The 25,373-nt window shown below is 43.2% G+C and carries 27 protein-coding genes, 1 pseudogene and 3 other annotated features; of the genes and pseudogenes, 11 read left to right on the top strand and 17 right to left on the bottom strand.

Annotation, left to right across the window (positions count from 1 at the left end; all coding sequences use genetic code 11):
• Positions 1-2 precede the first annotated feature (2 nt).
• The 3 genes and pseudogenes from NYE22_RS01740 to NYE22_RS01730 form a co-directional block, all read right to left on the bottom strand.
• Positions 3-1,379 carry a YncE family protein gene (locus NYE22_RS01740; protein ID WP_077670953.1) on the bottom strand — a complete coding sequence of 459 codons (1,377 nt, stop codon included), beginning with the start codon at positions 1,377-1,379 and terminating at the stop codon, positions 3-5.
• Between the two features lie 38 nt (positions 1,380-1,417).
• Positions 1,418-2,773 (bottom strand): YncE family protein, encoded by a 1,356-nt coding sequence (locus NYE22_RS01735; RefSeq protein WP_015250986.1) that lies wholly within the window; start codon positions 2,771-2,773, stop codon positions 1,418-1,420.
• A pseudogene (locus tag NYE22_RS01730) lies at positions 2,770-3,000 on the bottom strand (hypothetical protein). The gene NYE22_RS01735 and the pseudogene NYE22_RS01730 overlap by 4 nt, the downstream one beginning before the upstream one ends.
• A 2-nt stretch (positions 3,001-3,002) precedes the next feature.
• Between NYE22_RS01730 and rapF the strand changes: the two are divergent.
• The 8 genes from rapF to NYE22_RS01690 all read left to right on the top strand — a co-directional run bounded on the left by rapF (position 3,003) and on the right by NYE22_RS01690 (position 8,593).
• Entirely contained in the window at positions 3,003-4,148 is a 1,146-nt protein-coding gene (gene rapF / locus NYE22_RS01725) for a response regulator aspartate phosphatase RapF (RefSeq protein WP_038829812.1), read from the top strand.
• The gene (phrF, locus tag NYE22_RS01720; RefSeq protein ID WP_009968329.1) at positions 4,132-4,251 is read left to right on the top strand and encodes a phosphatase RapF inhibitor PhrF; all 120 of its coding nucleotides are present in this window, start codon (positions 4,132-4,134) and stop codon (positions 4,249-4,251) included. Before rapF ends, phrF begins: the two co-directional genes overlap by 17 nt.
• Before the next feature lie 252 nt (positions 4,252-4,503).
• A complete protein-coding gene (locus NYE22_RS01715; RefSeq protein ID WP_103804110.1) occupies positions 4,504-4,983 on the top strand; it encodes a hypothetical protein in 480 nt (159 codons plus the stop codon).
• Positions 4,984-5,133: 150 nt separating this feature from the next.
• Positions 5,134-5,922 carry a membrane protein gene (locus NYE22_RS01710; RefSeq protein WP_038829810.1) on the top strand — a complete coding sequence of 263 codons (789 nt, stop codon included), beginning with the start codon at positions 5,134-5,136 and terminating at the stop codon, positions 5,920-5,922.
• Positions 5,909-6,583 (top strand): hypothetical protein, encoded by a 675-nt coding sequence (locus tag NYE22_RS01705; protein ID WP_015714894.1) that lies wholly within the window; start codon positions 5,909-5,911, stop codon positions 6,581-6,583. Before NYE22_RS01710 ends, NYE22_RS01705 begins: the two co-directional genes overlap by 14 nt.
• A 9-nt stretch (positions 6,584-6,592) precedes the next feature.
• A complete protein-coding gene (locus NYE22_RS01700; RefSeq protein ID WP_235701103.1) occupies positions 6,593-7,390 on the top strand; it encodes a hypothetical protein in 798 nt (265 codons plus the stop codon).
• Between the two features lie 2 nt (positions 7,391-7,392).
• Positions 7,393-8,040, top strand: a complete 648-nt coding sequence (locus NYE22_RS01695) for an ABC transporter ATP-binding protein (protein WP_342412253.1) — start codon at positions 7,393-7,395, stop codon at positions 8,038-8,040.
• Positions 8,033-8,593, top strand: coding sequence for a hypothetical protein (locus NYE22_RS01690; RefSeq protein ID WP_342412252.1), 561 nt, complete (start codon positions 8,033-8,035; stop codon positions 8,591-8,593). Before NYE22_RS01695 ends, NYE22_RS01690 begins: the two co-directional genes overlap by 8 nt.
• Positions 8,594-8,641: 48 nt before the next feature.
• Here the strand turns inward: NYE22_RS01690 and speB are convergent, their stop codons facing one another.
• Positions 8,642-9,514, bottom strand: coding sequence for an agmatinase (speB, locus tag NYE22_RS01685; RefSeq protein WP_172861278.1), 873 nt, complete (start codon positions 9,512-9,514; stop codon positions 8,642-8,644).
• A 60-nt stretch (positions 9,515-9,574) separates the two neighbouring features.
• Positions 9,575-10,405 (bottom strand): spermidine synthase, encoded by an 831-nt coding sequence (speE, locus tag NYE22_RS01680; RefSeq protein WP_003227543.1) that lies wholly within the window; start codon positions 10,403-10,405, stop codon positions 9,575-9,577.
• A gap of 201 nt (positions 10,406-10,606) precedes the next feature.
• Between speE and NYE22_RS01675 the strand changes: the two genes are divergently transcribed.
• The gene (locus NYE22_RS01675; RefSeq protein WP_032727073.1) at positions 10,607-12,682 is read left to right on the top strand and encodes a transglycosylase domain-containing protein; all 2,076 of its coding nucleotides are present in this window, start codon (positions 10,607-10,609) and stop codon (positions 12,680-12,682) included.
• Between the two features lie 27 nt (positions 12,683-12,709).
• Here the strand turns inward: NYE22_RS01675 and NYE22_RS01670 are convergent, their stop codons facing one another.
• The 3 genes from NYE22_RS01670 to NYE22_RS01660 form a co-directional block, all read right to left on the bottom strand.
• Entirely contained in the window at positions 12,710-13,147 is a 438-nt protein-coding gene (locus NYE22_RS01670; RefSeq protein ID WP_231573525.1) for a hypothetical protein, read from the bottom strand.
• Positions 13,148-13,282: 135 nt separating this feature from the next.
• Positions 13,283-13,801, bottom strand: a complete 519-nt coding sequence (locus tag NYE22_RS01665) for a YwhD family protein (RefSeq protein ID WP_003227538.1) — start codon at positions 13,799-13,801, stop codon at positions 13,283-13,285.
• A 13-nt stretch (positions 13,802-13,814) separates the two neighbouring features.
• Complete coding sequence (locus NYE22_RS01660) at positions 13,815-14,474, bottom strand: site-2 protease family protein (protein WP_003243167.1); 660 nt, start codon at positions 14,472-14,474, stop codon at positions 13,815-13,817.
• 108 nt (positions 14,475-14,582) lie between these two features.
• On the opposite strand from NYE22_RS01660, the gene NYE22_RS01655 reads away from it, so the two are divergent.
• Positions 14,583-14,771 carry a 2-hydroxymuconate tautomerase gene (locus tag NYE22_RS01655; protein WP_003222038.1) on the top strand — a complete coding sequence of 63 codons (189 nt, stop codon included), beginning with the start codon at positions 14,583-14,585 and terminating at the stop codon, positions 14,769-14,771.
• A gap of 41 nt (positions 14,772-14,812) precedes the next feature.
• On the opposite strand, the gene NYE22_RS01650 is transcribed toward NYE22_RS01655, so the two are convergent.
• The 7 genes from NYE22_RS01650 to NYE22_RS01620 form a co-directional block, all read right to left on the bottom strand.
• Complete coding sequence (locus NYE22_RS01650) at positions 14,813-15,232, bottom strand: MarR family transcriptional regulator (RefSeq protein ID WP_003242889.1); 420 nt, start codon at positions 15,230-15,232, stop codon at positions 14,813-14,815.
• Positions 15,233-15,351: 119 nt separating this feature from the next.
• Positions 15,352-17,268: a threonine--tRNA ligase gene (gene thrS, locus NYE22_RS01645; RefSeq protein WP_282627152.1), complete on the bottom strand. Its 1,917-nt coding sequence runs from the start codon at positions 17,266-17,268 to the stop codon at positions 15,352-15,354.
• Between the two features lie 53 nt (positions 17,269-17,321).
• Positions 17,322-17,543, bottom strand: a binding site (T-box leader).
• Positions 17,544-17,574: 31 nt separating this feature from the next.
• Positions 17,575-17,796 (bottom strand) — a binding site (T-box leader).
• Positions 17,797-17,829: 33 nt separating this feature from the next.
• Positions 17,830-18,058 (bottom strand) — a binding site (T-box leader).
• Between the two features lie 54 nt (positions 18,059-18,112).
• Positions 18,113-19,513 (bottom strand): MFS transporter, encoded by a 1,401-nt coding sequence (locus NYE22_RS01640; RefSeq protein WP_282627153.1) that lies wholly within the window; start codon positions 19,511-19,513, stop codon positions 18,113-18,115.
• Entirely contained in the window at positions 19,513-19,983 is a 471-nt protein-coding gene (locus tag NYE22_RS01635) for an Rrf2 family transcriptional regulator (protein ID WP_017696247.1), read from the bottom strand. The genes NYE22_RS01640 and NYE22_RS01635 overlap by 1 nt, the downstream gene beginning before the upstream one ends.
• Before the next feature lie 111 nt (positions 19,984-20,094).
• Positions 20,095-20,595 carry a YwgA family protein gene (locus NYE22_RS01630; RefSeq protein WP_003227524.1) on the bottom strand — a complete coding sequence of 167 codons (501 nt, stop codon included), beginning with the start codon at positions 20,593-20,595 and terminating at the stop codon, positions 20,095-20,097.
• 35 nt (positions 20,596-20,630) lie between these two features.
• Positions 20,631-21,932, bottom strand: a complete 1,302-nt coding sequence (locus NYE22_RS01625; protein WP_064671823.1) for an HD domain-containing protein — start codon at positions 21,930-21,932, stop codon at positions 20,631-20,633.
• Between the two features lie 161 nt (positions 21,933-22,093).
• Entirely contained in the window at positions 22,094-22,318 is a 225-nt protein-coding gene (locus NYE22_RS01620) for a DUF1450 domain-containing protein (RefSeq protein ID WP_003222050.1), read from the bottom strand.
• A gap of 215 nt (positions 22,319-22,533) precedes the next feature.
• On the opposite strand from NYE22_RS01620, the gene rsfA reads away from it, so the two are divergent.
• A complete protein-coding gene (rsfA, locus tag NYE22_RS01615; protein ID WP_003227516.1) occupies positions 22,534-23,310 on the top strand; it encodes a prespore-specific transcription regulator RsfA in 777 nt (258 codons plus the stop codon).
• A 143-nt stretch (positions 23,311-23,453) separates the two neighbouring features.
• On the opposite strand, the gene NYE22_RS01610 is transcribed toward rsfA, so the two are convergent.
• Positions 23,454-24,344 carry a carboxylate/amino acid/amine transporter gene (locus NYE22_RS01610; RefSeq protein ID WP_208944745.1) on the bottom strand — a complete coding sequence of 297 codons (891 nt, stop codon included), beginning with the start codon at positions 24,342-24,344 and terminating at the stop codon, positions 23,454-23,456.
• A 167-nt stretch (positions 24,345-24,511) separates the two neighbouring features.
• Entirely contained in the window at positions 24,512-25,357 is an 846-nt protein-coding gene (gene ywfL / locus NYE22_RS01605) for an octanoyl-[GcvH]:protein N-octanoyltransferase (protein WP_021480904.1), read from the bottom strand.
• Between the last annotated feature and the right edge of the window lie 16 nt (positions 25,358-25,373).

The raw sequence follows: 25,373 nt of genomic DNA, 5'->3' as shown, positions 1-25,373 counted from the left end.
AGCTACATCGCAATCGCAGACGGACCCGCGCCAACCGGAATCACCGTCACGGCTGTATAATCACTTGTGCGGTACACGGTCACAGCATTGTCGTTGGGCTGTGCCGCATAAATATACTGTTTGTCCGGCGTTACGGCGAGGTCAAAGGCGCCGGGGAGAGACACGTTTGCAATGATCCTCTGTCTGGCCGTATTAACTACATATAAGTTATTAATGAGAAACGGTTCACTATATGGCTCTAGAAAATAAGCTCTAGTACTATCGAGAGAAAATACAATCGTCATCAGCGTTTCAAATAAACGGCTGAAGTCCCCTCCCCTGCTTAATGGAGACAAACTAATCTCCGTTACACCTTTCGGCCACAACTCACCATTCAACACGTACGCAAAATTTCCAGCGTAAGGAGTTGCAATTAAACTGGGAAATTCAAATGAATCTATGATACTTTCTACCAACTGCCCAGTATTTACATCATATTTATCAACCGACCAACTGCTTCCATTAGCGGTATAGACATACTGTCCATTCGGATCAAGAGCAAAGTCTAAAGCGCCGGGTATCGGAATGACATCAATGACCGATTGAGAGGCCGTGTTAATCACATATATAGATCCGGCGGCCATCACGTATGCGAACTCATCTGTTGGATCAAATTCGATTTTTCTCGGCCCTCCTCCAACAGTAATGGTATTTATGATAGTTAATGTTTTATTATCAATCACTGAGACAAGGTTGGTATTTCCATGGAGGATATACGTGAATGCTTTATCGAAAGTAATGCCTAGATTAGTTGGCACAGCAGAAAACGGGATTGTTTTTACAACAGTGTTTAAATCTGCATCAATGACCGAAACCGTGCTGTCTCCAGTATTGGCAGTAAACACATATGATTGAGGGTCTGGCGATGGCGGTAAAACAAGTGTCCCGGCCACCGTAAGCGGACTGCCGTAGAAAGGCGGTACAATGAGAAGATCTTCCACTGTCATTTGACTAAAATCAGGACAGCGGTCAGACTGTGCTGCATAATAAACAACTTGATCAATCTCTTCGGTATGAATCACCGAAACAGCCCCGTCTCCTTGTCCATATTGATTTCGTACAGGCGAAACACTGACAAGAAGCGTAATGGTCCCTTGTACTCTCACGGCATATCGAACACCGATATCTTCTGGTTCCGGCCCAGTCTGGATTAAGCAAGGCTCACTGATACAGGACAAATTGTCTGTACTCCATGTAACAGCCGCTGACGCTTCTGCCGAATCAACCTTGAAGCCCTCAGGGATATCTATCGGCACTTGAAACGGCGCTTCCCGGCTAATTTCCTCATCACAAAAACAGAAACAATTTTCCTGTAAAGCAGAAAGATCATTCTTTTTCATGATTTCACGTCCTTTTAGAAATGCACAACATGCAGCGGTTAAATCGTAATGGCACCCGGTGAAACCCCAAGAGATATCACAGTTTCCTCAGAATAATCATCTGTGTTGTAAACAATGATGCTCTGCTCTATAAAACGAGTTGCATACAGAAAATCGCCATTCGGGGTAAACGCATAGTCTGTTGCTGATTGCGGAAGATTTCCAATTACACCTGCTCCATTCGGACTGACAGAATATAAATTGCCAGTGAAGCTGTCATGTAAATACACCTCTGATCCACTCGTAAACATTACATATAGCCCGTCAGGCTCCAGCTCTTGGGTATCCCTGATCGTAAACGTATTTAAATCAATAACCGTCAAATAATTGAATAAGAATTCTTGTTCTAATACATACGCATACCGCTCCGTAGAATCTGTTTCTATGGATGATACGATAAGCTCTCGTTCAATCGTTCCTAAGACTTCACCGGTAGATAAGTCCACTTTTTGCACTAACCCAAAATTAAGAACATAGGCGAACAACCCATTGGGGTCAATTGCAATATCAAAACCTTCTACAGGAATAGACCTCTCAACAGTCAACGTATCAATTCCAATCACATAAATGGCAGTACCGGTGAAAACATAAGCAAACTCATGATTAGGGATAAATCTAATCAATCGAGGCGGCTGATCCAGCAATATAGTTGCTGTCACTGTTAATGTGTCATAATCGATGACAGAAATCACATTATTGTTGGGATGTAAGACAAACACAGCGCTTTTATCTGGCGTAATTTCAATACCTGCCGGATTGTACGGAAGAGCAATCGTTGTCACAACAGTATGGGTGTTTGTATCAATCACAGAAACTGATTGATCATTTGGATTCGCTGTAAACGCGTAGACGGGTTCCGGCTCCGGTACAAGCACAATCGTCCCCGTCACCGATAAAGGACTGCCGTAAAACGGCGGAACAACAACAAGGTTCTCAATCGTGATGTCACTGATATCCGGGCAATCATCCGGTTCATCGGAATAATAGACGACTTGATCGATTTCTGCATTGTGAATGACGGAAACAGCCCCGTCCCCTTGTCCATATTGATTTCGCACAGGTGAGACACTGACGAGTAGCGTAACGGTTCCCTGCAGGCGCACTGCAAATTGAACACCGACCTCATCAGGCTCTGGCCCCGTTTGAATTAAGCAACGGTCACTGACACAAGAAAGGCTGTCTGCATTCCACGTCACGTTTGCAACAGCTTCAGCCGGATCAACGACAAATCCTTCAGGTAATTCAATCGGCGCTTGAAACATGGCTTCTCGGCTTGCTTCTCCCTCACAAAAACATAAGCACTCTTCTTGTTCTGCTCCTGCTTTTTCTTTAAAGGAAAGCTTATTTTTTCTCATTCCTTCACTTCCTTTTCAGACATACACTGCTCACGCAGATATAACAGAATATGGAAGAGTAACGTGTTTGCTTGTACAAATTACTGAGGGTAAAAGCTTCTTTTTGAAAATATATCTCCAAACATGCGGTGTAACGAAAGAAAAAATTGCGGTTTTTTTGCGCTTCTCACAAGAATGTTGATGATAAAATATGACATATATAGAATTATGAAGGGAGGGATTTGCAAACGTGACAGGTGTCATATCTTCTTCTTCCATCGGAGAAAAGATTAACGAATGGTATATGTACATACGCCGATTCAGCATACCCGATGCAGAATATTTGCGACGAGAAATCAAGCAAGAGCTGGATCAAATGGAAGAAGATCAAGACCTTCATTTGTACTATTCACTGATGGAGTTTCGGCACAACCTAATGCTTGAGTACCTTGAACCGTTAGAAAAAATGAGGATTGAGGAACAGCCGAGACTGTCTGATCTGCTGCTTGAGATTGATAAAAAACAGGCTCGTTTAACTGGTCTGCTTGAGTACTATTTTAATTTCTTCAGAGGCATGTACGAGCTGGACCAGCGGGAATATCTGTCGGCTATTAAATTTTTCAAAAAGGCCGAAAGCAAGCTGATATTCGTTAAGGATCGGATAGAGAAAGCTGAGTTTTTCTTTAAGATGTCTGAATCTTATTACTATATGAAACAAACGTATTTTTCAATGGACTATGCACGGCAAGCATATGAAATATACAAAGAACATGAAGCTTATAATATAAGATTGCTGCAGTGTCATTCTTTATTTGCCACCAATTTTTTAGATTTAAAACAGTATGAGGATGCCATCTCACATTTTCAAAAAGCTTATTCTATGGCAGAAGCTGAAAAGCAGCCCCAATTAATGGGGAGAACTTTGTACAATATCGGGCTTTGTAAAAACAGCCAAAGCCAATATGAGGATGCCATACCTTATTTCAAAAGAGCAATAGCTGTTTTTGAAGAATCAAATATTCTTCCTTCCTTACCTCAAGCGTATTTTTTAATTACACAGATCCATTATAAATTAGGAAAAATGGATAAAGCTCATGAATATCATAGTAAGGGAATGGCTTATTCACAAAAGGCCGGAGATGTAATATATTTATCAGAGTTTGAATTTTTGAAATCTTTATACTTATCAGGCCCGGATGAAGAAGCAATTCAAGGATTTTTTAATTTTCTCGAAAGTAAAATGTTGTATGCTGATCTTGAAGATTTCGCTATTGATGTGGCAAAATATTATCATGAACGTAAAAATTTTCAAAAAGCTTCTGCTTATTTTTTGAAGGTGGAACAAGTAAGGCAACTTATTCAAGGAGGAGTGAGTTTGTATGAAATTGAAGTCTAAACTATTACTCTCTTGTCTGGCTCTAAGCACTGTGTTCGTGGCAACAACTATTGCAAATGCACCTACACACCAAATTGAAGTTGCACAACGAGGAATGATTTAATGAATACAACCGGTTTTCACCGGTTGTTTTTTTGTTAAATACACAATTGGGACAAAAGTTTTATTTTTTGAATCTCTAAATATTATTACTAACTAATTTAAATTGGTTACCTAACCCACAAACATAGGAAACAAGATAATTTTTATTATATGAAAATAAAAATATGTTTACTTTTCCTTTTTTTTGAACTAATATATATATGACTTAAGTTCAGTATCACTTCAATTGGAGTTTAAAAATGGAGGATTTATTTTGAAAGTTCAATTCAAAAAAAGGATTAGTTTACTCATCATCATGTTTGGGATCGCAGTTTCCTCACTGGGTGTTACACAGGCGGTTCATGCAAAAGCAAATACGAGCGATTCAAGGGTGCATTTTACTTTCAGATGGTACAGCCCTTACGACTATACAACTGCTCGAAGAAAACAAAATAGAAGCTACATGTATATGCATCTCCTAAAGAAAGATGATGGAGGTAAATTTAATGTATGGGCAGAGGCAGATAAAAACGTTCACTCTGGCGGGCGCGACTGGCACAATGTATCCGGTGGTGGAACTCACGAAGGAACAGTACACCCGGGTCATACATACTTATTTTCCAACACTGCTGTTGAAAATTACGGGAGAAATGTACCCGTAAGGTTTGGCGGTTACAGCCGCAGCAGTGATTCTTTCCCAACTGATTGGAGTCCTGACAGCGTAAAACCTAAGGGAAATTATACAATCTATTAATAGCTTTTCTCAAAACAAAGCGATCTTACATTAAACATGTAAGATCGCTTTTTAAGGTAAAAATAATATCCACTCTTCAAGATTGTTTATTAAAATAAAACTATCCAAAACTCACACAGAGTTTTAATAAAATAAACAGGAGCCTCGCACATGATTTCGTTCTTTTTAAAGCGTTTATTGAAAAATAAAGAGATTTATTTTTCTTTATTCATTAGTATCGTTCTTATGATCGTCAGTTATCTAGGTATACTCTTCTTTCATCAGAAGATCAATCTTCCTTATGAAATCCATAACTCACCGTTTTTATCGAATATTGCAGAAGGAAATACAACCTCAGCTCAGACTGTCTGGATTCTCATTCTTCCGTTATTAGCATCACTTCCAATGTCCGGTATGTACCGTGAAGATAAAAATACTGGATTTTTTATGAATGTTATAACGAAAACAACTAAAAAGAAATACTTTACAGTATTATTCGGATTGAATGTTGTGATTTCTTTTTTGGTTATTTTTTTACCGTTATTATTAAACCTTTACTTGCTGATGATGACATATCCTTCAGTAAATCCGGACGGAATCGTCAATTATATGGACCCAATCGTTTTGGGCGGAACTGATTTAGCAAACCTTTATTATCAAAACTCGCTGATTTATACTCTCATTTTATTTATACTAAATGGTTTGTACGGTGCCATTCTCTCTTCCATTGGATTAGCTTTATCATTTTTTATTAAAAAGAAATATTTTGTTTATATCATACCTTTCTTAATTAATTTGATAGGCTTTACTTTACTCAACAACCATTACAATCCAATGAAATATATTGTTAACGATGGAGGGTTTTTGAGTGTAGATAAGTTTATTTATTTGAACCTTAGCGTGTTCATTGTAACTACTTTACTTTATATGTGGGGAAAAAAACGCCGTGTTTTATTATAATACTCTAAAATCAACATTAAGAATGAAGTGGCCGGGTATCACCGTCGCATTACTGCTGCAGTTAATTGCTGTTTATTTCTTTTTTCATCAAGAAAATGGTAGTGATGATAGTTTTGTACTGGAAAATATTTTTTCCTATTGGCATCTCGTTTCTATTTTATGCCCTGCTGCCGTTGTATTTTCTGTTTTGATCTCATCCGATTACTTTTCAATTTATACTGTAATCCGAGTAAACAATGCACCTTATCTAACAATGATATACCTTTTAAAAACACTTTTATTTTCAGCAGTATACGGGATTATCATTATGGGTGAATTATATACTTTATGTGTATTCAATGATACGGGACTATTGTATGTGACCCCGATATCTTTCATCACTCATGTCTTTGCATTTATTTTCATTTGTTATGTTGTTTCATTTATTTTACTGTATTTGAATCAAATCATTGTAGTTTTTCTATTCATTCTTTTATTTTTAATTGATTACCTTGCATGTAATGGTATGCTCTTTTTAAATGGTTTTGTACTGGAATTAAGTGATTCGGCTGAATTATTATTGATTAGATTAGGGATTATGTTGTTATTATTCGGGATTTCTATAGAATCTATAAAGCGACGCAATTATTTACAGCAGGTTGAGGAGAAAGGAGCAAACTGATTGTCTTTTATGAATATGCTGAAACGTGATATTGTCATGCGTTTCAATGAAAGTAAGATTACATACTTTGTCATTAGCTTAGCTGTTGCCCTCCTTCTTTTATGCTTCCTCTGGAATAGCAATAAGACGGGACAGCTAGAACATCAAAGTTTTTCCGACAGCCTGACCACACTATTTCATTCGATGAATTTCTTTGATCTACATATCTTATATACACAGCATAGATTATCTATCCCTCTACAATGGATTAGTTTTCAAGTGCTGCCTTTGTTGATTGTGGGTAATTTTATGTTTAGTGACATTCAAATTTCTGGAGCTTATATCCTTCCAAAACTCCCCAAAAAAGGAGTATATATATTCAGCAAACTTCTGTCACTGTTTGTTCTGATTGGATCTATTTGGTGCGTATGGCTTTTTATATACATTATGTTATTTACCTCATTTAATGGCTTTACAGCAGAACTGAACAGCAAGGTAATATTATTTATGTTAATTCAAATCTTAGTTTCGTTTATGTATGCAGTTTTGCTAGAAACTTTAACTTTCATGATATCTTTTATATCAGCATTTATTATTATTGTTGCTTATATTGTAATATCTATTTTTTTTCACAGCTCTTTATTCATCGCTTCATTTGCTATGGCTGGAAAGTGGGCTTTTATTGATTATTCGCGCATGAACATTAACTACTCAGATGGTCGTTTTTTTCATGCCTCTGACTTTTTATTGATTGCACTTATTTTCTGTGCAGCTTGTACTTTTATCAGCCTAGTTTTTATTAAAAAAACAGATATTTTAGGAGAGTAATTATGACGTCGTATATCGAGTGTAAAAATATAGTAAAAAAATTAAAGGGAAATCATGTATTAGATGATATCAGTTTTTCAATTAAAGAAAACGAATTTGTCGTGTTAAGAGGCCATAATGGATCTGGAAAGACAATGATTTTAAGAGCCATCGCCGGACTGCTAACATTAATAAAAGGCGAAGTTTCTGTTAACGGCCTCGTGATCGGAAAAGATATTGACTTCTCTGAACATACAGGTCTGTTAATTGAATACCCGAGCTTCATCCCTGTCTATTCGGGATTTCAAAATCTGAAATTCCTTGCTTCTATCAAGAAAAAAGTATCTGATGAAGAAATCAAAGAAGTAATAAGAAAAGTTGGGTTAGACCCCGAAGATAAGCGTAAAGTCAAACGCTATTCTTTAGGGATGAAGCAACGCTTAGGAATTGCTCAAGCAATAATGGAAAAACCCAAATTACTTCTTTTAGATGAACCGACAAATGCCTTAGACAAAAAAGGGATTAATCTTATACTGGATATCCTAAAAACCGAAAAAGAAAACGGCACAACGATTGTAGTGGCTAGTCATGATGATACACTATGTGAAAATAGTGTTGTCGACAGAATTATTGATATTAGTGAAGGTAAACTGGAGGATACAGATGAATAAACGTTGGATTTTCTTTATTGTTTTATTAATAATAGTAACATTCAGCTGTGTTCGTTTCTATACAGTGAATGCCCAAAATGATAAATATACTCCAAAAAATATTAATATTGCCGCAAACCAAACAATCGATACAGGAAAAGGAATAAAATTCCATATTTTAAAACCATTAAAGCCGGTCAAGTCATTTGATAAAGATACAAATTCCATAAAATATATATACATTTTGCCTTTTAATGCTGAAAATACTTCTAATCATAAAATTACTCTAGAAGATCTTTCACCGGACGGAAAAAACTTTTTATTTTTTGGTCAGTATCAATATAATAAACAATTGATGCCTTATAATTATGATTTGCCGGATAAGTATCAATTCAATACAGAGATTCCACCAGGGAAAACAGTACTAGGATATGTAGGATTAAGTTTGTATCCCGACGAAAAAGTAAATTATAAAAATTTCAATCCTGAATCATCAAAAGTATCTGCTTATTATACTGTAATAGACAACGAATCTAATAAAAGAATTTCTTATAAAATGACTTTAAATAATTAAAAGATAAAAAAGGGCCTGGATGTAATTCAGACCCTTTTTTATTAAAAACTATTTCACAAACCCAAGCAGCATTTCACGGATGATTTTGCTGGCTGTGTTTGCCGTTTGCTCTGAGTGGTCATACACCGGTGCGACTTCCACTAAATCAGCGCCCTTTACGTTTACCTCTGAACGCGCAATTTCATGGACGGATGCAAGCAGTTCTTTAGACGTGATGCCGCCGGCGTCAACCGTTCCTGTACCCGGTGCGTGTGCAGGGTCTAATACGTCAATGTCAATTGTGACATAAACCGGACGGCCCGCCAGCTTCGGAAGCACCTCTTTCAGCGGTTCAAGCACTTCAAATTTTGAGATGTGCATGCCGTTTTCCTTCGCCCATTCAAACTCTTCTTTCATGCCGGAACGGATTCCGAATGAATACACATTGTGCGGTCCGATCAATTCTGCCGCCTTACGGATCGGCGTGGAGTGAGAAAGCGGTTCTCCCTCATAATCAACACGAAGATCTGTATGTGCGTCAAAATGGATAACCGCAAGGTCTGGGTATTTCTTGTACATCGCTTTAATGACAGGCCATGACACGAGGTGCTCCCCGCCCATACCCATTGGGAACTTCCCTTTTTCTAAAATGCTGTCCACGTACTCTTCAATCATATCTAGGCTTCGCTGCGGATTTCCGAACGGCAGCGGAATGTCGCCGGCGTCAAAGAAGTTCAAGTCAGCCAGATCGCGGTCTAAATATGGGCTGTATTCCTCAAGGCCGATTGACACCTCACGGATTCTGCTTGGACCAAAGCGTGAGCCCGGGCGATAGCTGACTGTCCAGTCCATCGGCATGCCGTAAAGAATGGCGTCCGCCTCTTCCCACTCGGGACGGCTCGCGATAAATACTTTTCCTGAATAAGCTTCATCAAATCTCATCTATAATACCCTCGCTTTCCTGTAAAAAAGCGCAAGATTCGCTCCTGCGCCATACCTTCATTATTTAATCAGGTCACTCACAAATTTCGGCAGAACAAACGCCGCTTTATGAATATCTTTTGTGTAATATTTCGTCTCAATATCGAAGAAACGGCTGTCTTCCACTGCAAGCGGATCATATTTTTTCGAGCCAATTGTAAATGTCCACAAACCGCTCGGATATGTCGGAATGTTCGCCGTATACAGCTTCGTAATCGGGAAGATTTCCTTCACGTCGCGCTGTACATTTGTGATTAATTCCGGTGTAAACCATGGGTTGTCCGTCTGTGCGACAAAAATGCCGTCTTCTTTCAGCGCTTTAGCGATTCCTGCGTAGAATCCTTTTGTAAACAGGTTTACAGCCGGTCCGACTGGTTCAGTCGAATCTACCATGATGACGTCATATTGATTTTCAGATTTTGCAATGTGCATAAATCCGTCATCTACCTGCACGTCAACGCGCGGATCATCCAGTTTGCCTGCGATAGAAGGAAGGAACTTTTTAGAGTATTCGATAACCTTGCCGTCAATATCTACAAGTGTCGCTTTTTTCACGCTTGGGTGCTTCAGGATTTCTCTGATAACGCCGCCGTCACCACCGCCGACTACGAGAACGTGCTCCGGATTTGGGTGCGTGAATAATGGGACATGCGCCACCATTTCGTGATAAACGAATTCGTCTTTTTCAGATGTCATCACCATGCCGTCCAAAAAAAGCATGTTGCCGAACTCTTCTGTTTCCACCATTTCTAAATGCTGAAACTCCGTTTGTTCTGTATGTAACGTCTTGTTAACCTTCATCGTAATGCCAAAGTTTTTCGTCTGCTTCTCTGTGTACCAAAGTTCGCTCAATTGTCATCTCCCTTTCGAGGCTGTATTCATTTATTGTAAGCGTCTTATCAGCTTTTATTCTCGGTTGAAATCTCATTTTCACCTAAGGAAAAAGTATAGAGGATGGCGGGGAAAAAGTAAAGATGCGTCCTGTTCTGCGATGTTTAAAAACGATCTTTTTTTCTCATAATAGTAGAAACATAAAAAAAGGGGGAACCCGTTGTGGATGCAATGACAAATAAACGGCTGAGACTGACGCTGAAAACCGTTCGCGCCTTTATCTTTTTAGGGACTTTTGCGGCCTTGGCGGCAGCTGCCGTGTTTATGACTGTCATTTTGATAGCCAAATACCAGGGCGCTCCCTCGGTGCAAGTGCCGCAATCCACGATTTTGTATGCGAGTGACGGCTCAAAGCTCGGGGAAACGAACTACGGCGAAAAGCGCTATTGGATCCCCTTAAAGGACATGAATCCGACGATCGTAAAAGCGACAGTGGCGATTGAAGACCAGAATTTCTACGATCATCACGGCTTTGATTATAAACGCATGGCCGGCGCGGCGCTTGCTGACCTGAAAGCATTTGCCAAGGTTCAGGGTGCAAGCACCATCACCCAGCAATATGCGAGAAACTTATACCTTGAACACGACAAAACGTGGAAACGGAAATGGAATGAGGCGTTCTATACGATCCGTCTGGAACAAAACTATTCTAAGGACGAGATATTAGAAGGCTATTTAAATACGATTTACTACGGACACGGCGCCTACGGCATTGAAGCAGCTTCCCGCCTGTATTTCGGCAAGCATGCCAAAAACCTGACGGATGCGGAGGCGGCGCTTTTGGCAGGTATCCCGAAAGGCCCTTCCGGCTATTCACCGTATGTCAATGAGACGAAGGCCAAGGAACGCCAGAAAACGATTGTGCGGATGATGGAAAAGCAGCAGATGATCAGCCAAAAGAAAGCGGATGAATTGATCAAGGAACCTCTTTCCTATCAGCCTTTGAATAAACAAGTTTCCAAGAGAAAGGCTCCTTATTTCTACGACAATGCGATGAGAGAGCTGGAGAAAAAGCTCGGCATGACACGGGAGCAAATTGAAACGAGCGGGTTAAACGTCTATACAACGGTAGATAAACGGATGCAGCGCATCGCCGAGGAGACCATTACCGAAACGGTTAACGCGGGCTCTGACATTCAAGTCGGGTTTTCAGCCATTGATCCCCGCACCGGAAACGTTCTCGCCCTTGTCGGCGGCAGGGATTATCAAAAAAGCCCATTTGACCGGACGACACAGGCGAAGCGCCAGCCTGCTTCGACGATCAAGCCGTTGCTGTACTATAAAGCGATTCAGAGCGGATTTACGCCAGTCACTTTGATGAAAAGCGAAGAAACCGAGTTTCAAATTGATGCAAAGGGAGAAACCTATTCTCCAAGCAACTATAACGGATACTATGCCAACAAGCCGATTACGCTTCTGCAGGCGCTGGCGCTTTCCGACAATATTTACGCTGTGAAAACGCATCTTTTTCTCGGCACGAACAAACTTGTAAAGACGGCAAAGGAATTCGGCATTACCGCCCAACTTCAAGCACTGCCGTCCCTGGCACTCGGCACCGAACCCGTACGTCCGATTGAGATGGTCAACGCCTATGCCATGCTCGCAAATGGCGGAAAGAAAATCGAACCGACTTTTATTTCAAGAGTAACGGACGCAGCCGGCCACGTGCTGTACGAAAACCCGAATCAGCATAAACAGGTGCTTGATGAAAAAGCCGCTTTTGTCACAGCGAGTATGATGACAGGCATGTTTGATACCGATTTAAATGGATATACGTCGGTTACGGGGCGAACGATAGCCAACCGCCTGACAAGAACGTATGCCGGAAAATCAGGAACCACCAGCGCAGACAGCTGGATGATCGGCTTCAATCCGAAGCTGGCCGCCGGTGTTTGGACCGGCTATGACAAAAACAGCACCATCGACTCGGTCGAAGAAAAAAGCTATGCTAAAACCATTTGGGCGGACTTCATGGAGGACGCGCTCAAAGGCGAACCGGAAACCGCGTTCAAGCCACCAAAAGGCGTAACCGGTGTGTACATTGATCCGGAAACAGGCTACTCATCAGGTCCCGGCTGCGCCGCTAAGCATTACACATATTTTGTGAAAGGGACAGAACCCGCAAACGTGTGCTACGGGGCAGAACCCGCAAAACAAACAAAAGACCGGCTTCCATCCAAAGAAAAGCCCGCTTCCGAGAAAAAGTGGTGGGACAAATGGCTGGGGCGACATCATTGAAAATAACCCGGCTCCTCGGAGGCCGGGTTATTCGTATGGTTGGTCAATGACCCATGGAAGAAGCGTAACACAATCGAGCTGAATAATTGGTTTTGGAAAACCCTTAGGAATGTAAATTTGGTGTTGCGGCACTGAAAATGAAATATGCCACGAGAAATCAATCTTTTTCGGATTCCATTCTTGTTTTCCTTCAACAATACGGCCTACTATAAAATAACTCGCTATATAAAAGTGCAGATGATCTTTTACCCCATGATAATTTATATCTGTGCATTTGGACGGAATGAGGCCGAAACTTTCTAATACTTGTGCTTTTTGGACTGGCAGTTCATTCACTGCCTCGTAATAGTTAAGACAGTTACCGCATTCACACATATCCTCTATATCTTTCTCATATTGCTTTCTCGTTTCTTCCACGTCGGCTTTTATCAACCAATCGCCGACTCGAATGGTTTCGAACATCATATCCCCCTAAAAATGAAAAACCCCGAGTCTTGTTTCGGCTCGGGATTTTCCATGTCCTATTTCTGTATCACCAGTTTACTCAATGTTTACGAAAAATATCTCAAATACTTTAAAAGTTCACAGAAAATTCATAAATTAATTGTTTTCTGGAAGCAGGCTCGTTTTTAACTCATCTGAGGAACGGTCCCATAGGCCCTGATCATGCTTTTTCAGAAATTCGCCTAGTACACGCTTCGAGCTGTCGTCCATTTTATCAACGATGATTTTCCGTTTCATGGATTTATCCATCAGATTCACATGCTCAGGCAGTGACTTGTAGCCTCTTCTGATGCTTCTGTCGACCGTCATTTCACAGGCTGTCACACCAGCGTAATAAGGCCCCTCTTCTCTTCTGTCAATCGTCACCCACACAAGCCAGTATGGTTTTCCGTTCGGAACTTCTTCTTTATTCGGGAGAAATTTAATTCCTTTTTCAACGGTGCTGCGGGCATGCATGGCACCGATGTCTACGAACGCTTCTTTTTCCTCTACATCGACGAATACTGGAGAAATGTTATCAAGGCTGAGTGCCCCTACGCCAAAACCGCCGTGTCCGTCTGTCGGATCACTTTTGATAATATTAAACCCGATTGATTTTTTCTTTTTTTCTTCCATGAAGTTCTACCTCCTACAAAAGCGGTTGAAATATCGCTGAAAACAGCTTTAAAATCGAATCTCTTCCTGCATTGAGCATCGGCCACAGCACGTAAGATCCTAGCGGTGTCACAAACAGCACCAAAAATACGATAAAGCCGTAGCTCTCCGCCTGCGTCATTTTGGCACGCACGCCCGGCGGAACGAGATCTTCTATAATTCGATAGCCATCGAGCGGAGGAAGCGGCAGCAGATTAAATAAAAACAAGACAAGATTCAGCTGTATCCAAATAGAAAAAAACTGATCCAGCCCCGTGCTGAACGCCGCAAGCATTTCCATTCCGTACGCATGCATCAACACTAACAAAAAGAAACCAATAAACGCAAGAATCAGGTTACTGACGGGCCCGGCTATAGATACGAGCACACCGGCAAGCCGAGGCTTCTTAAAGAAGCGTCTATTCACGGGAATGGGGCGCGCCCACCCGAATCCGGCCACCAGAATCAAAATGGTTCCGAACGGATCAAGGTGTTTAATGGGATTCAGCGTCAGTCTTCCTTGTTTTTTCGCCGTATCGTCACCGAATTTGTATGCGACATAAGCGTGGGCAAGCTCGTGCATCGTAAACGACACAATTAGCGTGATGACGAGGTATGGCATTAAAGATAACGGATAATATAAAAAACGGTCCAAGTGAGATATCCCTCTTTCTCAAAATGCAAGAATTTACTTTATTCAGTATACTATAAGAAGCCTCTTTTTCTAAAGAGAGGAAACGAGATAAAGGAGGATTCAGCACCCATGCCATACGTAACTGTCAAAATGCTCGAAGGCCGTACAGACGAGCAAAAACGCAATCTTGTCGAGAAAGTAACAGAAGCCGTAAAGGAAACAACCGGTGCTTCTGAAGAAAAAATTGTTGTCTTTATAGAAGAAATGAGAAAAGACCATTATGCCGTGGCAGGCAAACGCCTGAGCGATATGGAATAATCTCTATAAAGCCGGCGCGTCGCGCACCGGCTTTTTTATCCCTATTGAGCCAGCTTCGCAATAATCGCCAAGAACGTCTTTTTCTCTTCGGCTGTTAAACGTTCAAACATCCCGTCAATCAGCTGCTGGCGGTTTTCGATCATTTGTTCAGCCGCTCCCCGGCCCGATTCAGAAAGCGTAATCCATACAGTGCGGCGGTCATTGTTATTTCTGGATCTCTCAATAAACCCTTCCTGCTCTAAATGATTCAGAGCTGTGGTCGTGGCAGAGGGAGACAGTGTGACCTCCTTCAAAATATCCTTTATGGTGCAGCTCCCATGTCTGTATATGATCCGCAGAATAAATCCTCTTACATTATTCACGTGTTTCGGAACGGTGGCTTCATCTAATTGCTTCGTGCTTTTCAAATATTTTGTAAGTGCGTGATCCAGCAAATTTGCTTCCAGTTTGTCATGGTCCATGTAAATTTCCCCATTTCGAGATGCATTCATAACATACGAACGATATGATTTACTTATTATTTTACTGATTCCGAATAGGGAAAGTCAAAAAAGCAAAATGTGAATTCACAGCTTTTATCCTACATGCCTCGATTTTCCACCTGTTTGACAAGTTTATCTTTAAAAGTTTGGAAAGGAACGTGTTCACTCTGCTGATGTCCGAATTGGCGGACGTTTACCGCATTCTCCTGCTCCTCATGATCTCCAAGCACCAGCACGTACGGGATTTTCTGCACCTGCGATTCTCTGATTTTATAGCCCAGCTTCTCATTGCGCTCATCAATGCCGGCTCTTATCCCCACCTGCTTCAGCTCCGCCTGCACCTTTCTGCAATAGTCTAAGTGAACGTGCGAAACCGGTATGATTTGAACCTGGAGCGGTGCGAGCCAGACTGGAAAAGCCCCGCCGTAATGCTCGATCAAAATGCCGAAAAAACGGTCGATTGAGCCGAAAACCGCTCTGTGGATGACAACGGGACGAACCTTCTCATTGAGTTCGTTGATATATGTTAAATCAAATTTTTCCGGCATTTGAAAATCAAGCTGAATTGTCGCGCATTGGTGGCTCCGTTTCAGGGCATCTTTTATGTGGAAATCAATTTTCGGCCCGTAAAACGCCCCATCGCCTTCATTGATCTCATAAGAGAGGCCAAGCTCCTCTAGGACGCGTGCTAAGGCACGTTCCGACGCTTCCCAAAGGCTGTCATCGCCTAATGAATCCTCCGGGCGAGTCGAAAGCTCAACAGAATACACGAAACCAAATGTCCGATATACCTCATCAATCAGCCGAATCGCTTCTTTGATCTCACTCTCAATCTGATCCTCCCGAACGAAAATATGGGCGTCATCCTGACAGAACGTCCGAACGCGAAGCATTCCGTTTAAAGCGCCGCTGTATTCATGGCGGTGCACCTGTCCGAATTCCGCCATGCGAATTGGCAGATCCCGATAAGAATACAGGCTGTTTTTAAAAATGAGCATGTGGCCGGGGCAATTCATCGGCTTCATTGCGAATCTTGTATCATCCACTTCTGAAAAGTACATATTGTCGCGATAATGGTCCCAATGGCCTGACTGCTCCCATAACCGCTGATTCATCATAAACGGCGTACGCACCTCATCGTAGCCGGCATTTGTTTGCAGCTCACGCGAGAAGCGCTCCAGCTCATTACGGACAATCTGCCCTTTCGGCAAATAAAACGGCATCCCCGGCGCTTCTTCAGAAAACATAAACAGCCCTAACTGTTTGCCGAGCTTGCGATGGTCTCGTTTTGCCGCTTCTTCCAGCATATGCAGGTGCGCATCCAAATCTTTTTTCTTTTGAAAGGCAACCCCGTACACCCGCTGCAGGACTTCATTTTTGCTGTCTCCGCGCCAATAAGCGCCTGATACTCTTGTCAGTTTGAACGCCTTGATCATCCCTGTAGAAGGAAGATGCGGCCCTCGGCACAGGTCAACGAATTCCCCTTGCTGGTACAGTGTGATATCCTCCCCGCGCGGAATATCCTTTAAAATCTCAAGCTTGAGCCGCTCGTCTTTTTGTGCAAACAGCTCTTCAGCTTCTTCGTAAGAAACCTCTATACGTTTGATTTCAAGGTTCTCATTTATTATGTTTTTCATTTCTTTTTCGATGGCCTCTAAGTCTCCTGATGCCAAGCTTTTCCCCAGCTTCATGTCATAGTAGAAGCCGTCTAAAATCACAGGCCCTACCCCCAATGACGCTTCGCCGTACAGCCGTTTTACTGCTTGGGCCAGCACGTGCGCTGTTGTGTGGCGAAGCACCTGCAAGCCTTCTTGTGAATCGAGTGTGACAATCGAAAGCTCAGCATCCTCCTCCAGCTTGAAACTGAGATCAACAAGCTTGCCGTTGACCTGACCTGCGGCCGCTTTCTTTTGCAGACTGGAACTGATAGAACCAGCCGCTTCTTTGATTGTGATGCCTTTCGGATATTCCTGGATCTGTCCGTCCGGAAGCTGAATGTGTACATGTTTACTCATTTTAGAACACTCCTTATTCATTGTTATATATAAAAAAACACACCCGTCCCGCAGATAGGGACGAGTGTGTGATTAACCCGTGGTTCCACCCAAGTTCCCGACAAATACTATGTTGTCGGCTCGGTGCTGTAACGCAGCATAGACGGCATTGGTTACTTCAGTTCCCCAATGCTGCTCCAAGGCGGTAAATGATATTCCTAAGCTGGGAAGCTCTCACCTTTCCTTCCCTCTCTGAAAACCGTAACTATCATTCATGTCCTTTTCTTCGCATGTATTCAATTCATAAAAAAACACACCCGTCCCACAGATAGGGACGAGTGTGTGATTAACCCGTGGTTCCACCCAAGTTCCCGACAAATACTATGTTGTCGGCTCGGTGCTGTAACGCAGCATAGACGGCATTGGTTACTTCAGTTCCCCAATGCTGCTCCAAGGTGGTAAATGATATTCCTAAGCTGGGAAGCTCTCACCTTTCCTTCCCTCTCTGAAAACCGTAACTATCATTCATGTCCTTTTCTTCGCATGTATTCAATTCAAATAAAAAAACACACCCATCCCTCTAAAAGGGACGAATGTGTTGATCATCCGTGGTTCCACCCAAATTCCCGATCAATTACACATGGTGATCGGCTTAAAGATGCTGTAACGCAGCATGACGGTATCAGATACTTGTTTTCCCCGATACGGCTCAAAGGCGGTAAGCTGCTTTCCCTGCGTTAGGAAGATCTCAGCTGTCCTTCCCTCTCTGGAAACCGTAAAAAGCATCTCGTGTCCTTATCAGTGCCTGTTGTTTCAATAATTTTTTATATCTTACTATATATTCCCACAAAGCGCAATCAGTGATTTACATTTTTTCTGACGCGGCAGTCCCGTTATGGGCAGCCAGAAACAGCCATACAAGTAATGCAGCGAGGCTGTATGCCGCTCCCATCATCAAAAACGTAAACCCGGCACCAGCATACCAAGTGGCGGACAGATGAATGATCACCCCGGTTATCGCTACGCCGACCAAGGCTCCGATTTGCCGGTTTGCATTTAACGCCGCACCGGCGATATTCGCATGTCTTTGCCCGGCAGCCTGCATGATCACAGTTGTCATGGCAGGAACTGTAATACCGGTACAGAGGTTCATAACAGACATCAACACCGCCAGCTGCCAATAAGGAAAATCCGGAGAAATCAGCACAAACAACAGCAATGCAATGATACAGCTGACCGACATTGATACAAACATAAGCTGACCGGCTTCAAACCGATTCGCCAGACGGGCAAACAGCAGATTGCCGATCACGAAGACCGCCATCATCGGCAGCAGCTCCACTCCAGCCATAAAGGAACTTGCGCCTCCTGCTTCCTGCAAAAAAAGGCTGAGCATAAACATGCCGCCAAAAAGGGCGAAATTCAGCAAAAACCCGATAAATTGGGCTGCTGAGAAGCGGCCGTTTTTGTATAAGGACGCCGGCAGGATGGGTGCTTTTGCAGAAATTTCTCGCAGCAAAAACAGCACAAATGCCAAAATCGTTGCAGTAAATGCTGCAAGAATCACTGGCGAGCGCCAGCCCGCTGAAGGCCCCTGTATCAAAGCATAGGAAAGAAACCCGAGAGCCATCATGCCAAGCAGATGCCCGATGATGTTCACGCGGCTGCTTTTTCCCGGAACGTGGCTGAGGATTCGGTAAGCTGAAATGAGCGCAGCAGCCCCTATTGGCACATTGATCAGAAAAATACTCTGCCAGCCCGCCAACTCTACCAGCACGCCCCCGATAAAAGGCCCAAGGGCTGAAGCGGCGGAAACAAGCGCGGCCCACAGTCCAAACATTCTCGCCCGCACCCGCTCATCAGGGTAAGAGGCAGCCAAAAGGCTGAGTGAGCTTGGCATAAACAAAGCTGCTCCAATTCCCTGTATGAGACGTCCGGCAATCAGCATCTGCCCATTTATAGATGCAGCGCATAGACAGGAGGCCAGAACAAAAACAGCTAGACCCAAGATATAGATCGTCTTCGAGCCGAAACGGTCAGCCAAGGCTCCGCCCGCCAGCAGAAGCGACGCAAAAGTAAGAATGTACCCGTCCACAACCCACGTTACACCTGAAAGTGACATTGAAAGAGTGTTTTTCATATCAGCCATCGCCACATTCACAACGGTCACATCAAGAGTTGCCATGAGGAAACCAAGTGCGAGCACGATCAGCACGGATATGCCTGTTGATGATGTTGATTCTTGTATAGACCCGCTATTTTTCATTACAATTGCCCTTTCACTTGCTTGATTACCCAATCATCTATTTTTTCAAGATCATACAATTCCCCGACTCTGTCCATGACATGCTGCAAGGATTCTTCTCTCATAAGATTGGACCATTTATCCTCGATTTCCCCCATGACTGTCTCCAGCACACAGTGACTTTCACCCTCAAATACAGATTGCAGCAGGCCTTTCCCCTGATACATCGAACCTCTGCCTTCGACCGCTTGATAAACATCATAAAGCGTAATGTCAGCCAAAGGCTTCGTCAGGGTAAAACCGCCCTTCGTCCCTGGTAAGGATTCTGCCAAACCGGCTTGAACTAATGTTCTCATCAGCTTCTTCAAGTAAGACGGAGACACACGCAATCGCTGGCTTATAGCCTCTGACGTCAAAGAAGCCTGTACCGGCAGCCGTGACAGTAACAGCAGCACAGAAACCGCCTGCTCCATTCCTGATTTCATTTTCATCCTATTCACTCCTGATTCATTATAGATAACTATTATCCATAATGAATCTCTTAGCAGCTTTTGTCAATAAAAAAAGCAAAAGAAACGATTCATTTCTTTTGCTTGGTATGGTTAACAAATCTGCTTCAGTTCCTCTATGTATTGAAGCGCTTCGTCATATTCTTCATTTGTATATTTTTGCTTGCTTTTGATGGTAAAGACTTTTTCTTTCTTTTCCTCATCCTCAAGCCCGTCAAAGTAAAGGATCGTGGAAACCAGCTCTAAAAACCGTGATGAACGGCTGTTTACACTGTCGATATAGCCTTTCATATCCGGCATGTCCAGATCAGCATGGTCTAAAAATGCGGAGCCTGTCTCAGTCAGCGAATACCGGTATTGAAAGTAGCCGCCCTTTTTTTCCTTCACCTCATGCAGAAATCCAAGGTTGCACAGCTCTTCAATCTGGAGCGTCAGTTCCTCTGAATATGGTCCGTAAAAGTGAAAATCATATTTCTCATAGAAAGGAAACTGCATTTTCTTGGCGATATAAATCATTTTCTGCAGCTTCTTTCGCCCGATGATTTCTCCAGAATCCGAGAACACCTTCATCAGTTTTGCATGTTCTTTCAACAAATTCCCGACATCTCCTTTTTCCTTCTTTCCAATTTCTATGTCAGTCCCAGCAGCTGCCGGATTTTCATTTTCGCTTCCGGATGTTTAGAGCCGTCACAAATTAAGTCCTTTGGATAGTACAGCTTGTGGTCCGTCCGCCGTTTACCTGAGATGGATTCCACAATAGCCGACTGCCTGGACAGCTCTTTAATTTGGCCGTTTTGCGTCAAGAGATGGATCGGCAGACGCTCCTCTTCCTCTCCTGGTCGGTAAAAATCGTATGGCAGATCTGATGAAGAATCAACGACCAAATAATAGCTCGGATCGATCCCCGCCTCTTTGAACAATGAAGTCAGCTCAAAATAAGCCGACATTTCTTCATTAGGATTGAATTCAACGTATTGGAAAAGCTGGCGGTTAATGAATCTGCGGCACAAGTCGGATAAAATCACGTCTTCTTCATCCTCCCAGGCCTGGAAGTAATACAAAATAATAGATTCATCCAGCTTTACATAATCCTCCAGTGTCAATTTCCCTTCAAAAATAGAATAGAAATGAACCGGAGCGTGAGTGAAGACATAGCCTTCATCGTGCAGCTGCTTCGCCCTGTGAAGAATCTTCGTTAAAATGACCTCTGCACTTCTGGTCACAGGATGGAAGTAGACCTGCCAGTACATTTGGTAACGGCTCATGATATAGTCTTCGACAGCGTGCATTCCGCTTTCTTTAATGACGATCTGATCCTCGCGCGGCCGCATCACCCGAAGAATCCGCTCCATATCAAAATGGCCGTAGCTGACGCCCGTATAATATGCGTCGCGCTGGAGGTAATCCATGCGGTCTGCGTCAATCTGACTCGAAATCAGGCTGACCACTTGCTTGTTTTTATATGTTTTGGCAATGACTTCAGCAACATCCTGAGGGAAACCCGGGCTCACCTTTCTGAGCACCTGATTAACCTCCGTGTCTCCCAAAATGATACCTCTTGTAAAATCCTCGTGGTCAAGGTGAAAGACCTTTTCAAATGAATGCGAGAACGGCCCGTGCCCGAGGTCATGAAGCAGCGCCGCAGCCAAACAGAGTTCGCGCTCACTGTCATCCCATTCAGGGCGGCCTTTAAAGACGTCATCAACCATTCTTCTGACAATTTCATAGACACCGAGAGAATGGTTGAACCGGCTGTGCTCAGCCCCATGGAACGTCAAATAGGTCGTGCCGAGCTGCTTAATTCTGCGGAGACGCTGAAATTCACGGGTTCCGATTAAATCCCATATCAGCTTGTCCCGAACATGAACATAGCGGTGCACCGGATCTTTAAACACTTTTTCTTCTGATAATTTTCCATTTGGATACGCCATCGTCATTCCCTCTTTTTTTTAGCCGTGTTTCTATTATATCGACTCTATTCTTTGAAAACATCCTTGAATTTGCCCGGCGATTTGTTCCATCTTCATGAAAAACACATCTTGTGAAGCAAAAAAGCCTGACCTGAGGGCCGAGGCTAAGAAAAAATATGTTTTTACTTTTTTATTTTCTTTTTTACTTTGTCAATCAGCTCATCCTCTGTCGGAGCTGACAGCGGGCGATTGTTCACAAAAGCAAATGATTTTTTCCGTCCGGGCCCGCAATAAGATTGGCATCCTACCTCAACCTTTGCGTCCGGGTCCACTTCTTTCAAACGCGGCAGCAATGTTTTGATATTAGTGGCTTGGCAATCATCACACACTCGAAATTCATTAGCCATGACGTACGCTTCCCTTCATTTCTATGTTCATCTATGTGAATAACCTAAAATCACGTTTCAAAAAAAAATCACATCACTCTTCATTTTACAAGGATTCGACTGTTCCTGCAAGCCGGTCCACCCTTCGTATCTCCTATTCTTTCAGCCAATTTGTATAAATATTTTCCAACCTGGACATTCTAATACCATGAAAAGAAAAATGGGAGTTGAGATAAATGACAAAACAGCGACAAGACGCTTGGTCAGAGGAAAACGATCTGCTTTTAGCCGAAACAGTGCTTCGGCATGTGAGGGAGGGCAGCACTCAGCTGAACGCCTTTGAAGAAGTCGGCGATAAATTAAACCGGACATCTGCAGCCTGCGGATTCAGATGGAACGCAGTGGTCCGCCATCAATATGAAAAAGCGCTTCAGCTTGCGAAGAAACAACGAAAACAGCGGATGAGAGCGCTCGGAAACGGGCAGCCTGCGAAAAAAAGATTATTATATCAGCCTCCTGCCGTGGATCCTGAAATCATTCAAGAAACCGCTGCAGAAGAGCCGGTTAAAACGGAAACACCTTCTGTCGAAAATGAGCAACCTTTAATGTCTGGCGAACATATGCCTTTTGTTGATGAAAGCTTTAAGGAAGAGTTAGCTAGTCTATCACACTTATTGTCTCCTCAAACGCCTGCAGCTGCGCCTGAGATGACGATGAATGATGTGATCCGCTTCCTGCAGAATTACGAAGGCAATAACGAACAATCATCAGCATTAAAAATGGAAAACGAGCGTTTAAAGAAAGAAAATCAGGAATTGCAAAACAAAACAGAGCAGCTAGAGGCAGAAGTTCAAAAGCTTGAAAAAGACCAAAAAACGATCCAAGAAGATTATGAAACCTTGGTGAAAATTATGAACAGAGCCAGAAAGCTAGTTTTATTTGAAGAAGATGAACATGCCTCTCCGTCCTTCAAAATGGACCGGAACGGCAATTTAGAAAAATTAGCGGAATGACATAGAAAAATCCCAAAACGGGCAGCTGTTTTGGGATTTTCGCCATGTACAAAATCCCCTTTTCTATTGAGAAAAGAGAATTTCCTCATTTTGCAGCCGGATCAGCTATTCTTGTAAAATGAGGCGAAGCTTATGTGAATCTATTAAGACATGTGAGTTGCCTCGGCCGTTTTTTGTTTTCGAGGCTCAGCAGAAATGACCAAAAGCCCCAGCATCATAAGCGCAATGCCCAGCCACGAGGAAGGCGAAAGCATTTCCCCTATGAAAAACACGCCAAGCAATGAAGCCGTCAGCGGTTCAGCTAAAGACAGCGTGACCGCCGCCGAGGCCGGAACCCCGGTAAGCCCTTTCGCAAACAAAAAGTATGCGGCACATGTTGCAATTAACCCGATGTAAAGGCTTGTTCCCAGTCCTCTAGGGGTCCATATCCACGAGATATCTGACTGCCATAATAGCGGCGTCAGCAAGATGGCGCTGATCATGAATACAACGGCGGAGGTCGCTCGAGGAGGCTGGGTTTTCATCATCGCTTTACTGATGAGCGTATAGCCTGCAAAAGAAGCACCCGCTCCAAGCGCCATAAGAACACCAGCCACATCAATCCGAACATTGGAACTGTCGGAAAACAGAAGCCAGCAACCCGCTAAAGCCAGCACAGTCGCAATCCACCAGGAGTTTCGCGGGCGTTTCTTCAATACAGCCCATTCGAGGGTCCCGGCAATGATAGGCGCACTGCCGATGGCAATCACAGTTCCCACTGCAATTCCCGTTTCTTTAACCGCTGTGAAAAACAGCGGCTGGTAACACGCCATACAAACAGCGGCTAAAAATACGAGCGGCCATGACCAATTTTTCACGTGAAGCTCCCGGCTGATCCAAACCGCAAGCAGCATGGCGCTTCCTCCTATTAATAACCTGAACGCTCCAAATGCCAGCGGTGTGGCGCTTTCTGGAGCCAATGCCTGAACGGTTCCCGTGGTCCCCCAGAAAAAAGCCGCAATCAATACAAAAAGGCTGTAAATATTCCCTTTCATCTGCCTCTCCCCTTTAATATGGATGCTGATGTCATTTTATCGTTTTTCTTTTTGCTGTGGTTATCTGTATGTAAGAAGGATTTATCTGAAAATAAGATTATTGGGGTAAAATGCCGCTTGTGATAAAAAATGCATGCCGGCATATACAGCCGGCATGCGAAGAACGTTCACCCAAATACCTTTGCATTCCGCTCAGCCATCCGGACGAGGTTTTTCTCAAATTCCATTTCCTCATCAGTGGACAGTCCGGCAGAGTAAAGATGAGTGCTTAACGCTTTTAATTCCGTCAATAAAGCGAACATTAAGTCTTGTACGGAGATGTCTTTTTGCAGAAGCTCACTTAAGGACGCCATCGTTTCCGGACGTATTTCCGGATAGACGCCTTTTTTATCGTTTTGTTTGTCTTTCAGCGCCGCTTGATAGAATCGTCTGATCAAGTCGGCCCTTTCACTGCCGCTTTTATCCGCACAGAGATAAATTTGAACAGCGACTCCGCCGCGAACGCGTCTCTGAGAGATGCCGGCGAACTTTTTGCCATTTATACTGAGGTCATAGCTGCCGGGACAATAAGACCCTTCAATTTCATAGGCTTCGATCTTTGCGTTGTACGGTCTCAGCATTCGTCTCATCAGCTCGACCATCGCTTCATATCCTTTGTCTATATCGATGCCTTTCTTTTCGTCCTCGAATATGAGAGAGATATTTAAAACACCGTCATCCAATACGACGGCAAGACCGCCGGAATTGCGTACGATCACACGGTATCCTTCGCTCTCCAGCAAGGAGATGCCATCCTGCAAAAACGGGAGGCGTGTATCCTGTATTCCAAGGACAATTGTATCGTGGTGCACCCATGAGCGCGCTGTCGCCGGCGACACGCCTTTTCCGACGGACATGCACAGCGTATCATCCATTGCGAAGGATTGCTTCGCATCAAATAAAGGGCCGAGACTGGATTGGTCAATGACTCTCCATTTCGGCTGCATCAGTAAATCAATCGGTTGGTTTGCCATCTATGTAAAACCCTTT

It is taken from the genome of Bacillus sp. FSL K6-1560 (assembly GCF_038592935.1).
GTDB classification, from domain to species: domain Bacteria; phylum Bacillota; class Bacilli; order Bacillales; family Bacillaceae; genus Bacillus; species Bacillus subtilis.
This window is presented reverse-complemented; position numbering and strand designations above follow the sequence as displayed.

Coding starts and splice junctions, on each gene's coding strand:
- thrS (WP_282627152.1), bottom strand. CDS start 17,268: ATGAGTAAACATGTACACATTCAGCTTCCGGACGGACAGATCCAGGAA.
- rsfA (WP_003227516.1), top strand. CDS start 22,534: ATGACAAAACAGCGACAAGACGCTTGGTCAGAGGAAAACGATCTGCTT.
- NYE22_RS01625 (WP_064671823.1), bottom strand. CDS start 21,932: ATGGCGTATCCAAATGGAAAATTATCAGAAGAAAAAGTGTTTAAAGAT.
- NYE22_RS01700 (WP_235701103.1), top strand. CDS start 6,593: ATGAATATGCTGAAACGTGATATTGTCATGCGTTTCAATGAAAGTAAG.
- NYE22_RS01740 (WP_077670953.1), bottom strand. CDS start 1,379: ATGAAAAAGAATGATCTTTCTGCTTTACAGGAAAATTGTTTCTGTTTT.
- NYE22_RS01710 (WP_038829810.1), top strand. CDS start 5,134: ATGATTTCGTTCTTTTTAAAGCGTTTATTGAAAAATAAAGAGATTTAT.
- NYE22_RS01655 (WP_003222038.1), top strand. CDS start 14,583: ATGCCATACGTAACTGTCAAAATGCTCGAAGGCCGTACAGACGAGCAA.
- NYE22_RS01610 (WP_208944745.1), bottom strand. CDS start 24,344: ATGAAAGGGAATATTTACAGCCTTTTTGTATTGATTGCGGCTTTTTTC.
- NYE22_RS01650 (WP_003242889.1), bottom strand. CDS start 15,232: ATGGACCATGACAAACTGGAAGCAAATTTGCTGGATCACGCACTTACA.
- NYE22_RS01735 (WP_015250986.1), bottom strand. CDS start 2,773: ATGAGAAAAAATAAGCTTTCCTTTAAAGAAAAAGCAGGAGCAGAACAA.
- ywfL (WP_021480904.1), bottom strand. CDS start 25,357: ATGGCAAACCAACCGATTGATTTACTGATGCAGCCGAAATGGAGAGTC.
- speB (WP_172861278.1), bottom strand. CDS start 9,514: ATGAGATTTGATGAAGCTTATTCAGGAAAAGTATTTATCGCGAGCCGT.
- NYE22_RS01635 (WP_017696247.1), bottom strand. CDS start 19,983: ATGAAAATGAAATCAGGAATGGAGCAGGCGGTTTCTGTGCTGCTGTTA.
- NYE22_RS01670 (WP_231573525.1), bottom strand. CDS start 13,147: ATGATGTTCGAAACCATTCGAGTCGGCGATTGGTTGATAAAAGCCGAC.
- NYE22_RS01695 (WP_342412253.1), top strand. CDS start 7,393: ATGACGTCGTATATCGAGTGTAAAAATATAGTAAAAAAATTAAAGGGA.
- NYE22_RS01620 (WP_003222050.1), bottom strand. CDS start 22,318: ATGGCTAATGAATTTCGAGTGTGTGATGATTGCCAAGCCACTAATATC.
- NYE22_RS01665 (WP_003227538.1), bottom strand. CDS start 13,801: ATGGAAGAAAAAAAGAAAAAATCAATCGGGTTTAATATTATCAAAAGT.
- NYE22_RS01640 (WP_282627153.1), bottom strand. CDS start 19,513: ATGAAAAATAGCGGGTCTATACAAGAATCAACATCATCAACAGGCATA.
- phrF (WP_009968329.1), top strand. CDS start 4,132: ATGAAATTGAAGTCTAAACTATTACTCTCTTGTCTGGCTCTAAGCACT.
- NYE22_RS01690 (WP_342412252.1), top strand. CDS start 8,033: ATGAATAAACGTTGGATTTTCTTTATTGTTTTATTAATAATAGTAACA.